The sequence below is a fragment of the Streptomyces sp. NPDC058289 genome, from assembly GCF_042880975.1.
Classification (GTDB): domain Bacteria; phylum Actinomycetota; class Actinomycetes; order Streptomycetales; family Streptomycetaceae; genus Streptomyces; species Streptomyces stoeckheimensis.
In genome coordinates this window covers 49,032-55,031 of record NZ_JBHVYI010000058.1, presented here as the reverse complement: position 1 = coordinate 55,031, position 6,000 = coordinate 49,032, and the positions used below count along the sequence as shown (strand labels likewise).

Genomic DNA, 6,000 nt, shown 5'->3' with positions numbered 1-6,000 from the left:
GCCCCGGGCCGATGGCCCGGGGCGCCCCTCTGTTTTCGTTCCTTCGTCTCAGATCCTGACCTGCACGGCGCGGCTGAGGCGGTCGTGCAGCCCGCGGCCGTCGCGGTCCCAGACGAGGGCCGGGATCAGCAGGGCGAGCAGTGCGGTACGGAGCACCACCCGGCCGAATCCGAGCGGGCCGCCATCCTGTGAGACGACCCGGAGGCCCAGGATCCGCTTCCCGGGGGTAAAGCCCACGGTGCCGACCGTCAGGATCACCAGGGTGACGAAGACCGCCAGCGTCCAGTTCCCCGAGCCGTTCCAGTCACGGCCCGTGATCAGGCCGTACGCGATGAGCTGGCAGGCCACCCAGTCGATGGCCACGGCGCCGAGCCGGCGGCCGAAACGGGCCACCGAGCCGGACCCCTGCTGCGGCAGGCCGAGCTGTTTGCCGGGGTACCCGAAGTCGGCACCCATCTCCTCGGCGGCCTCGCGGGGGCCGGAGAGCCAGGATCCGATTGCTTGCCTCTTGTCCACGCGAACACGGTACCTGTGCCGCTCGACGCCGTTCCGGCGGGACCCTGGTTAACTTGTGCGAAACAAATGGGTCATGCTTGAGAAACCCCGTCTGCTTATGGTCGGGTCAGCGTGCGGCACCGCACTGACGCACCACTAGCTATAAAACCCGCCCCTGCCCCGGGGCCGGGAGTAGGAGGAGTTGGATGTTCAAGAACGCCGACGAAGTGACGCAGTACATCCAGGAGAACGACGTCAAGTTCGTTGACGTCCGCTTCTGCGACCTGCCTGGTGTGATGCAGCACTTCACCATCCCGGGGCGGGCGTTCGACCCGAACGAGGAGCTGGCCTTCGACGGCTCCTCGATCCGCGGCTTCCAGGCGATCCACGAGTCCGACATGGCGCTGCGTGCCGACATCACCACCGCGCGCCTGGACCCGTTCCGCAAGGACAAGACGCTCAACATCAACTTCTTCATCCACGACCCGATCACGGGCGAGGCCTACAGCCGTGACCCGCGCAACGTCGCGAAGAAGGCCGAGGCGTACCTCGCCTCCACCGGCATCGCCGACACCGCGTACTTCGGCCCCGAGGCCGAGTTCTACGTGTTCGACAGCGTGCGCTTCGCGACCTCCGCGAACGAGAGCTTCTACCACATCGACTCCGAGGCCGGCGCCTGGAACACGGGCTCCGAGGAGAACAACCGTGGTTACAAGGTCCGCTACAAGGGTGGTTACTTCCCCGTAGCCCCGGTCGACCACTTCGCCGACCTGCGCGCCGAGATCTCCCTCGAGCTGGACGCCCAGGGCCTCCAGGTCGAGCGTCAGCACCACGAGGTCGGCACCGGTGGCCAGGCCGAGATCAACTACAAGTTCAACACGCTGCTCGCCGCGGCCGACGACCTGATGCTCTTCAAGTACATCGTGAAGAACGTCGCCTGGCGCAACGGCAAGACCGCGACCTTCATGCCGAAGCCGATCTTCGGTGACAACGGCTCGGGCATGCACGTGCACCAGTCGCTGTGGGCGAACGGCGACCCGCTGTTCTACGACGAGGCCGGCTACGCGGGCCTGTCGGACACCGCCCGCTACTACATCGGCGGCATCCTCAAGCACGCCCCGTCGCTGCTCGCCTTCACCAACCCGACGGTGAACTCGTACCACCGCCTGGTCCCGGGCTTCGAGGCGCCGGTCAACATGGTGTACTCGCAGCGCAACCGCTCCGCCGCGATGCGCATCCCGATCACCGGCTCGAACCCGAAGGCCAAGCGCGTCGAGTTCCGCGCCCCGGACCCGTCCTCGAACCCGTACCTGGCGTTCGCGGCGCTGCTGCTCGCGGGCCTCGACGGCGTGAAGAACAAGATCGAGCCGATGGAGCCGATCGACAAGGACCTCTACGAGCTCTCCCCGGACGAGCACGCGAGCGTCCCGCAGGTCCCGACCAGCCTCGAGGACGTCCTCAAGGCCCTCGAGGAGGACCACGAGTACCTCCTGGCCGGCGGTGTCTTCACCCCCGACCTGATCGAGACCTGGATCGACTACAAGCGCACCCACGAGATCGCCCCGATCGCGCTGCGCCCGCACCCGCACGAGTTCGAGCTCTACTTCGACCTCTAAAGATCAACAGGCCTCTGACCTGCTAACTCTCTACGCGGACTGATCGCGAGTCCGCAGAGGGTCCGCAGGAAACGTGATCTTGCGACTCATGAACCGCTCCAGAGCGGTCCGCGTCGTCTCATCCGAGTCGGGCCACAGGTGACCGTAAGTGTCCAGCGTCGTCTTTGCCGAGGAATGGCGGAGGCGATGCTGGACCACTTTCACGTCTGCCCCCGACGCGATGAGCAGGGACGCATAGAAGTGCCGCAGGTCATGGAACCTGAATCCCTCCGGCAGCCCCTTCACGTTGGCCCGGATCCGGCGCATCTCCCGCTCGACCTGCCAGGGCCCCACCTGTTCGCCGGCCTCGCTTACGAGGACAGTCGACGTGGCCGCCCTGCCAGCCACCACCTGTGACAGCGCCTTCACAAGCGCGTCCGGGATCGGCAGCGTCTCCTGCGACATCTCCGTCTTCAGCGGATCCGCCGGGTACTGGACTGCCGGCTTGATTTCCCGCTGCAGGAAGTGCACGTCGGAGATCCTCAGCCCGCAGGCCTCCGCGGTACGCAGGCCAGCGAACGCACCCAAGAGCAGGGCCGGGCGGTACGCCTCGCCTGCCTCCTCGTACAGCGCCCACAACTGCGCCTCTGTCGCAACGTAGGCCCGCGCCTTACCCGCGCCAGGGGAGGTCCGACGCGAGCAGGGGTTCGTCGCGACCAGACCGTCGATCGCCGCATCGGTCATGACCTGTGACAGCCGGCCATGCAGGGCGAACAGATACGACTGAGCCCGCCCCTGCTCACGGAGGCGGGCCAACCACTGCTTGACCATGCTCGGCCGGATGCCCCCCAGAGGGAGCGGGCCGAACTCATTCCTGATCTGCGCCAGGTGCACCTTCGCCTGCCGCACCGACGATGCGCGCCGGGATCCGTAGCCCTCGATCCACCGGTCGCACCACTCGTCGACCGTCACCTTCCGCGCCTTCGGATCCACGTAGCGGCCAGTCACCAGACTGGCCGTTTCTTCGTCTAGCCACCTCTGCGCGTCGACCTTCCGGTCGAAGTGCCGGGCGTGCTCCTTGTTGGCCTGGTCGCGGTACCGGGCCCGCCACTTACCGTTCGGGCGCTTCGCGATGCTCGCCACTCGTGTCCTCCTCGGACTTCGGGCGGAAGATTTCCTCGATCTCCTCCGGCTTATACCGGAACATGCCGAGGCCGGGCGGCTGCGCCCGCGTCTGGAAGGCGTTGAAGGACTGGTCATCGTCGTGGCCCTCGAGGGGGCTGGCGCCGTTGGCCCAGCGCCAGGCCTTGTAACCGGGGACCGTGAGCGTCTCGGCCAGCTGGATCTCCTTGGCGATCGTCATAGGCAGCAGAAGTGCGTCGGGGCGGGTCTCGAGGGCCAGCGCCAGCGCCACGAGGTCGTCGACGTCTACACGCCGCTGCTTCTTCTCCATCCGCGTGATCGTGTTCGCGTGCATGGGCCGGCCCAGTCCTGTCATGCGCTCTGCCAGCTGCTCCGTCGTCAGGAGCAGAGACGCGCGCAGGGCCTTCAGGTTCGCGGCGACATGGGCGCCGACGGGCCCTAGATCATTCGCCCGGCGCTCCCGCTTGCCCGACTTCTCTCCACTCTCAGTTTCTACCATGACTGGAGAATAACGTCCGTTTCTTGACAGCGCAAGCAAACGTTGCCAGACTTCAGGACTACAGTCACAGCCTCTTTTCTACAGAGATGGAGGAATGGTGAGCGTAGTCACCGTTTCCCTCGGCGAGACCGCATGGCTGACCACTGCCGACGTTGCCGTCCGCTTCCGCACCGTGCCCGGAACCGTCCGCTACTGGCGCCACATCGGCTACGGGCCCAAGAGCGTCAAGGTAGGCCGGAAGGTGCTGTACACCGCCGCCGAGATCGCGCGCTTCGAGGCCGAGCTGCTCGCCACTGCCGCCTGAAACGCAAGCGGCCCCCACCTGGACGCCAATCCAGACAGGGGCCTGAACCACCCACCGTCAACCGGACAGCAAAACGGCCGCGCGGGAGTGCAATCCCATATGCGCGGCCGTGAAGGGGTTCCCTTGCAGCCTACGGCCACACCACCAGAGATCGCCACCCACGACCCCAACGAGATCGCCGGCCTCTGGGCCGACGCCAAACGCCTGTACCTCGCCGAGGAATACCCGCCCTACGCCAGCCCCGCCTGGCAGGCACTCCACCCCGACGACCCCCGCCGCCTCGCCAGCGTCCTCGAGGCCGCCGAACTGTGGCGCAAGCAGTGGGACGCCCTCGAGCACCTGCCCACCGCCGACTGGTACGCCCACGTCTACGGCGACGCACGCCGCCTCACCTCACAGGTCATCGCCGCCACCAACCGACTCCGCGCCTACCGCGAGATCCAAGCCGCGCGAGCCAAGCGAGAGCCCTACACCCTCGAGGCCACCCCCGGGTGGCCGCCCATCGCCATCCCCGGACAGCCCGGACGCTGGCTCACCCACCGTCAGGAGATGGCGGCTTGACCACCTTCCATGAAGCAGGCGCGCCGCCGGGGATTCACGTCCCGGCGGTCCGTCTGCCGTTCCAGTCGATGCCGCCTGACACCAGCCCGTGGCCGCCGGAGCCGCCCGAAGACGCCCCTCCGGCCCGCGCGATCGTGCTGCAGCCCGCATCGAAGATCCGCATCCGGCCCGTTCGGTGGCTGTGGGACACCACTCCCGAAGGGGCGCCGCCCACCTCGCATGGCCGAGTCCCCATGGACTCGCTCGTCATTGCGGCCGGCGGGCCTGGTATCGGGAAGTCGCAGTTTGCGGTGTGGGCGACTGCCCGTATCACCACGGGCACGCTGCCCGGCGAGCTGTGGGGGAAGCCTCGCGGAGTCATCTATGCGGCCAGTGAGGACTCCTGGTGCTACACGATCGCACCGCGTCTCATCGCGGCTGGGGCAGACCTTGACCTCGTCTACCACATCACCGTGAAGGACGACGGCCAGCTCAGCGCCCGGCTCACCCTGCCCACGGATACGTCGATGCTCGGCAAGGTGGCCGAGGAGTACAGCATCGGCCTGCTGGTCGCGGATCCCCTGCTCTCGCTCATCGACAAGGGCATCAACGACTACCGGGCTGCGGAAGTACGCCAAGCCCTCGAGCCGTTGGTCGCGGCGGCGGAGCGGCACCGCTTCACCATCCTCGGCCTGGCCCACTTCACCAAGAGCGGCGTGGCCGACCCGCTCGCCCGCGTCGCCGGTTCCGGCGCCTTCGGTCAGCTCATCCGCTCGCTGATCGCGTTCGCGCCCGACGAGGACAGCGGTAAGGACCAGTTCATCCTCTCCCTCGAGAAGAACAACCTCGGCCGCGTAGGTCTGCCGTCGTACCGGTACACGATTCAGCCCTTCACGGTGAAGACGCCCGAAGGCCCGTCCTACGTCTCCCGGTTCGTCCTCGGGCCAGAGACGGACACGTCTGTTCGCGATGTCATGCGCGAGGAGATGGCCGCTGGAGGAGTCGACCGCACCGAGCGGACCGAAGCAGCTGAGTGGCTCTACGACTACCTCACCGACGAGGACCGCGGCGGGGAAGGCCAACCGAAGGAGACTCAGGCGGCAGCAGCGCAGGCCGGCATCAGTCCGAACGCGCTGAAGGCAGCCAAGAAGGAGCTCGGGGTTCGCAGCGTCAAGCCCAAGGGTGTCAAGAACGCCCAGTGGAGCTGGCAGTTGCCCGCAGCAGAACAGGAGGAGCCCGAGGGGTAGCCCCTCCACACACGAGAGCCTCCCCTTCCTCCTCTTCTGCCTGACCTGCACTTATACCCCCCTCTTCTTCTCCTCCTCTTCTCCCTCCACTTCAAAAGAAGCCTCCCCTTCTCCGAGAAGGGGAGGGGAAGGGGAGGCGGAAGGAGAGGGGAAGGGGAGGGCGCATAACCGCAGGTC

7 protein-coding genes are annotated in these 6,000 nt (G+C 67.0%); 4 read left to right on the top strand and 3 right to left on the bottom strand.

Annotated features, from left to right (window positions below; genetic code table 11):
• Positions 1-48 precede the first annotated feature (48 nt).
• Positions 49-516, bottom strand: a complete 468-nt coding sequence (locus ACFVX6_RS26985) for an RDD family protein (RefSeq protein WP_389695653.1) — start codon at positions 514-516, stop codon at positions 49-51.
• Positions 517-701: 185 nt separating this feature from the next.
• Here ACFVX6_RS26985 and glnA point away from each other — a divergent pair, with 185 nt between their 5' ends.
• Positions 702-2,111, top strand: coding sequence for a type I glutamate--ammonia ligase (gene glnA, locus ACFVX6_RS26980; RefSeq protein WP_389695651.1), 1,410 nt, complete (start codon positions 702-704; stop codon positions 2,109-2,111).
• A 30-nt stretch (positions 2,112-2,141) separates the two neighbouring features.
• On the opposite strand, the gene xerC is transcribed toward glnA, so the two are convergent.
• Entirely contained in the window at positions 2,142-3,233 is a 1,092-nt protein-coding gene (gene xerC, locus ACFVX6_RS26975; RefSeq protein WP_389695649.1) for a tyrosine recombinase XerC, read from the bottom strand.
• Positions 3,202-3,732: a helix-turn-helix domain-containing protein gene (locus ACFVX6_RS26970; RefSeq protein WP_389695647.1), complete on the bottom strand. Its 531-nt coding sequence runs from the start codon at positions 3,730-3,732 to the stop codon at positions 3,202-3,204. Before ACFVX6_RS26970 ends, xerC begins: the two co-directional genes overlap by 32 nt.
• Positions 3,733-3,829: 97 nt before the next feature.
• Between ACFVX6_RS26970 and ACFVX6_RS26965 the strand changes: the two genes are divergently transcribed.
• From ACFVX6_RS26965 to ACFVX6_RS26955, 3 genes are all read left to right on the top strand, one after another.
• Complete coding sequence (locus ACFVX6_RS26965; protein WP_389695645.1) at positions 3,830-4,036, top strand: helix-turn-helix domain-containing protein; 207 nt, start codon at positions 3,830-3,832, stop codon at positions 4,034-4,036.
• Positions 4,037-4,159: 123 nt separating this feature from the next.
• A complete protein-coding gene (locus tag ACFVX6_RS26960; RefSeq protein ID WP_389695643.1) occupies positions 4,160-4,597 on the top strand; it encodes a hypothetical protein in 438 nt (145 codons plus the stop codon).
• A complete protein-coding gene (locus ACFVX6_RS26955) occupies positions 4,594-5,823 on the top strand; it encodes an AAA family ATPase (protein ID WP_389695641.1) in 1,230 nt (409 codons plus the stop codon). The genes ACFVX6_RS26960 and ACFVX6_RS26955 overlap by 4 nt, the downstream gene beginning before the upstream one ends.
• Positions 5,824-6,000: the final 177 nt, after the last annotated feature.

Coding starts and splice junctions, on each gene's coding strand:
- glnA (WP_389695651.1), top strand. CDS start 702: ATGTTCAAGAACGCCGACGAAGTGACGCAGTACATCCAGGAGAACGAC.
- ACFVX6_RS26970 (WP_389695647.1), bottom strand. CDS start 3,732: ATGGTAGAAACTGAGAGTGGAGAGAAGTCGGGCAAGCGGGAGCGCCGG.